The following is a 522-nucleotide window of genomic DNA, read 5'->3' as shown; positions in this document are numbered from 1 at the left end:
GTGCTACCGCCAAGGAAGCTGACGCCACCTGTGTTCAACAAGGTATCCCCTGCGGTGACACTAGTAAAGGTGACATCTTCTGCTGTCGACACTTTAATACCACCATCTTCAGCACTAAGAACGATGTTATCTCCTGTGAGGAAGTTGGCTGTATTGTCTATTTTATCCAGTGTTTTAACCTCATTGCCGTCTATTTGAGTGACCACCGTCTGTAGCGCATTGTCAGCGTTTACCAAGCTGGCTTTGCTATCAGCACTTAAATCAACGGCGTAGTCGGTTATGTTGGTTAACTCGTCTTTGTCACTAGCTGTGACTGTGACGGCGGAAGAGCCTGCTGAAGCAGTGACGCCATCTACATTGACGGTGTAGACGTCTTGATCGTTCTGACCTGTAGATTTCTCAACACCAGCCACGTTAGTACCTGCGGCAACTTCTGTTTTGGCAGCGGCAGATGCACGATTCACATCTCCTATATTTGCTGCATTGAAGTCATTACCCACACCGCTTGCGACGTTAGTAATC

Annotated in this window: 1 pseudogene; it reads right to left on the bottom strand. The window is 47.9% G+C overall.

Annotated elements, in window-relative coordinates:
* A pseudogene (locus JMX83_RS15130) lies at positions 1-522 on the bottom strand (hypothetical protein); the annotation flags it as partial.

This window comes from Psychrobacter piscatorii (assembly GCF_904846415.1).
Lineage (GTDB): Bacteria > Pseudomonadota > Gammaproteobacteria > Pseudomonadales > Moraxellaceae > Psychrobacter > Psychrobacter piscatorii.
Note: the sequence above shows the minus strand (reverse complement) of the source record. Positions and strands in the feature narration are given on the sequence as shown.